The sequence below is a fragment of the Rhizobium sp. BR 317 genome, assembly GCF_047445835.1.
GTDB classification, from domain to species: domain Bacteria; phylum Pseudomonadota; class Alphaproteobacteria; order Rhizobiales; family Rhizobiaceae; genus Rhizobium; species Rhizobium paranaense.
On record NZ_JARWLB010000061.1, the window covers coordinates 1 to 3,750 of the forward strand.

The window sequence follows — 3,750 nt, forward strand, 5'->3', positions numbered from 1 at the left end:
AACCAGGAGGGTCGGAGGGTCAGCCGTCACTGACTGGACGGCGGTTGCAGCCATGCCGTAACGGGCACCTTCCCATTCCGTMGTGATCAGGCAAATTGTTGATGTGAACCGGCGTAAAGCAGTCTTGAACGCCGCTTGCGCTGCTATTTCAGCACCAGCCATCGTTACCTCCCCCAAGTCATTCGTGACCTAAGATAAGCAGATTGGCAGACAATCTGTCAACACGTTTTGTTGGTCATTGACAGATTGTCTGCGAAAATGTTTTCTTGGGCAATGAAAGAGGAGACGATTATGGATCTAGAATCGAAAGTCTGTGTGGTGACCGGGGCTGGCAGCGGGATCGGGCGCGCAACAGCTGAACTGTTTGCGCGCCAGGGCGCTAAGGTTGGCGTCGTCGACGTCAACATCGATGCAGCACGAGACGTCGCCCGAGAAATTGGGACGGATGCGATCGCATTAAAAGCCGATGTGTCTTCCTCCGCCGAAGTCGAGGCGTTGGTCAGGTCAGTTAAGGAAAAATGGGGGCGTATTGACGTTCTCGTCAACAACGCGGGGTTCGGAATGACGGGAAACGTCACCAYCATCGCCGAATCCGACTGGRACCGGATCATGGCGGTGAACGTGAAGGGGATCTTCCTCTGCTCGAAATACGTGGTTCCGATTATGGCGGAACAGGGCAACGGATCGATTATTAACACGACCTCATACACCGCCGTGTCAGCCATCGCCAACCGCACGGCCTACGTGGCGTCGAAAGGCGCGATCTCGGCACTCACGAGAGCCATGGCACTGGACCACGCAAAAGACGGGATCCGCGTCAACGCTGTCGCCCCCGGGACGATCGACTCGCCCTATTTCACCAAGATTTTTGCGGAAGCGGCGGACCCACAAGCCTTGCGGGAAGACTTCAACGCCCGTGCAGCCTTGCACCGGATGGGCAACCCGGAAGAGATCGCCGAGGCGATGCTCTTTCTCGCTTCGGACCGCTCGCGGTTTGCGACCGKAAGCATTMTCACAGTCGACGGAGGATCGTCGATCGGTAACCACTTGGTGCGCTGAAGCACATAGGTGCTGGCGGGTGCCTCCTTCTTKACCACGGGAGGCATTTTTGCTGTGGTACTACGTGTCGGAAACACAGAGACCCGCAGTGGGAAAAGATAGAGATCACGCGCAAAGCTGCGTGATCAAGACCCTGCGATKAGACGTCGCTACGGCGCTTTATAGGCRCATCGCCGCGCCTGATCCTTCCCCCAGATATCGCGGGAATTTTCTCAATCCACACCGGAACTTCTCGGGAGCGCGTGAGGGATGCCGCCTGCGATGCCGGCCGTGTCATCGCCGGGACGCCAATTGCAAAGCCTCGGTATKCGCCCGCCCGCTTTCGCATGCGATCGCCCGGCGGCTGCACCGGGYGACGAGAGTCAATCCAACCGCTCAGCGAGCGGCGTGCCGTACGAAATCGAGCCCTTTGACAAGATAGCTCCGGAAGAAGTTCKGGTGTTCGCACATTGGAAAGTGACCTAGTCCGCCCATAACGAGGTGGAGGCATCCMGGAATAAGTTCGGCGAGCTTGGCACCGTCGGCCGGCGTGGCTGAGTAGTCATAGTCGCCCGAGAGCAGCGCCACCGGGGTGCGTGATGGGTCAATACGGGGAGCTGTCACTGCTCCGTCGAACTCGTCGCTGTAGAAGGAAAGATCCCCTGGGTAAACTCCGGGCGCTCCCTGCGAATAGATCCAGCTTGACCTCCTGCGCTCCCCTGCGGGGCTCAGTGGGCTCATGATCCCTCTGACATATGCCGAGTTATGAAGTGAGCCGTGTACGTTTACGTTGTGCTGGTATGGGTTCCTCCTTCCCTTGGAGCGGAAAGGTGGCTCGATCGCCACGATCCCGAGGATATGCTCCGGCCGTTCCGCCGCGAGAACCAGCGACATTGCCGCGCCCATGGACCCACCCGCGACAATCGCCTTTTCGCGAACCACCTGTTCGAGAATGGCCGTGCACCATTTCAGGTAGATCGATGCCGTGAGCTTGTAGGGTGCTCCGTCCCACGTCAGCGGCGGCATGGACCGACCGTGGAATGGTAGGTCAACCGCGATCAGCCTGTAGCTTTTCGCAAGCTCGGTGTCCGCGAGCTGAGGCATGAATTKGCGGCTATCTGCTCCGGCGGTGTGAAGAAACAGGACCGGCACCCCCTCACCTGCTTCTTCGTAATATATTTCATGGGGGACGTCATCGATATTGACGACGGCATACCGCCCCCGAATTTGACGCAGGTCGCGTTGCGCACGCTCCGCTGTCATCTCGGGGGACGTGACGACGAGCTCGAACACCCGTTCGAGAGCCGGGCGTGCTTTCGCGAGGTCGAGCGGTGAGCCCGCGATCTCGAAGAGAGGGTTTGCAAGCTGCAACGCCGTGAAGGAGTGAAAGGTCGCCGGCGGCGGCGTCATCAGAACCTGATCCCAGGCGTCCGTGGTGGCCCTCACTGTCACCTGGGGGTCACTGCTTTCCCCCGAGATCTCCGCGCCGCCTTCAGCGAAATCGAGGGCGATCACCTGATCGCCGACGTAGAAGGCGATCTTTATCGTCAGGTMCGGAGTGAGCCGGGGCAATTCCTGATCCCCAAGGGCCTCCGACATGCGGGACCGCAATTCATTAAAAATGGCCAARGCAACCTCCCTGTTCGAGCGAGCGCCAGGCCGCACGCGTCGGCAGCGCCATGACTTCGAATAAGCAGATTATCAGACAATCTGTCAATACCGGCTAATGCCGCTTCTTCAATCGCCGTGGTTTTCAGAGGTTTTACGCAGGTAGTCCAACGCGACCTTAGCCGCCATATCGATGTGGTACTTGCAGGCTGCGGCGGCTTTCGGTCCGTTTCGGTCGGTAATGGCCGCAGCGATCTCCTTTATCTCTTCCACACTGTGGTTCAAGCGCCCCGGCTGCGTCATCGACGTCATGCGCAGGAGCGTCACCCGATTGTGGAGCGATGTCAGCATTTGCTTGACGAAGACGTTTCCGCTCCCTTGCATCAGGCAGTCGTAAAACGCGGTTTTCGCCTTGATGAGCCTGCTACCGGCGCCGTTTGCCGCGGCTTCCGCAAACTCAGCAACCGCCTCATTGAGTGTGTGAATATCCTGGGCGGTTCCGTTTTCAGCGAATTCCTTTCCAGCATAGCTCTCGAGCAAAGCCCTGACGCTGTAAAGCTGAGCGGCTTCTTCGTAAGTGATAGTGCTGACGACGGGGCCGCGGTGCGGATAGCTGGTAATGAGGCCCTCGGCCTCGAGTTGTCGAAKCGCCTCGCGGATTGATGTTCGTCCGACACCGATCGACTCGCAGAGTTCTCGCTCAACGAGGCGCTGACCCGGCTTGAAACGGCCGCTGGATATCGCCTGCCGCAGTTTATCCTCTACCTGAGTGCGCAAAGTGGCACTCTGCCGTGCAATCTGTAAATCCATATCACCCATAGGATCCAAAAGTCCGTTTTACCAAGGCCGGAACCGGCCGCGCAAGTCATGGTACTATATGGTGGGTTATCCCGATGAGACAACCCGATTGTCTGACGAAAACGAAGAACACCCAAGCCTGGCCTCTTACCGGACATTCCATGCGTCCCCATTACCGTAGAACCTTTGCAAATGCGAGATCCGGTGACAGCGATGGGAAACTCGTCAGGACTGCGGGATCGTGGCCTGGAACGAGTACTCCGGACGGTCCTGAAAGCTCACGGAGAGTTCGGTATCCCTCCAATA

Annotated in this window: 4 protein-coding genes; 1 reads left to right on the forward strand and 3 read right to left on the reverse strand. The window is 58.3% G+C overall.

Annotation, left to right across the window (positions count from 1 at the left end; all coding sequences use genetic code 11):
* Positions 1 to 162, reverse strand: a 162-nt coding sequence (locus QD357_RS31390) for a flavin reductase (protein ID WP_414125880.1), incomplete at its 3' end; no start/stop codon positions are given.
* 129 nt (positions 163 to 291) lie between these two features.
* Here QD357_RS31390 and QD357_RS31395 point away from each other — a divergent pair.
* Positions 292 to 1,059 (forward strand): SDR family oxidoreductase, encoded by a 768-nt coding sequence (locus QD357_RS31395; protein WP_414125877.1) that lies wholly within the window; start codon positions 292 to 294, stop codon positions 1,057 to 1,059.
* 375 nt (positions 1,060 to 1,434) lie between these two features.
* On the opposite strand, the gene QD357_RS31400 is transcribed toward QD357_RS31395, so the two are convergent.
* On the reverse strand, positions 1,435 to 2,667 hold the full coding sequence (locus tag QD357_RS31400; RefSeq protein WP_414125878.1) for an alpha/beta fold hydrolase: 1,233 nt from the start codon (positions 2,665 to 2,667) through the stop codon (positions 1,435 to 1,437).
* A gap of 108 nt (positions 2,668 to 2,775) precedes the next feature.
* Positions 2,776 to 3,465: a GntR family transcriptional regulator gene (locus QD357_RS31405; protein WP_414125879.1), complete on the reverse strand. Its 690-nt coding sequence runs from the start codon at positions 3,463 to 3,465 to the stop codon at positions 2,776 to 2,778.
* Positions 3,466 to 3,750 lie beyond the last annotated feature (285 nt).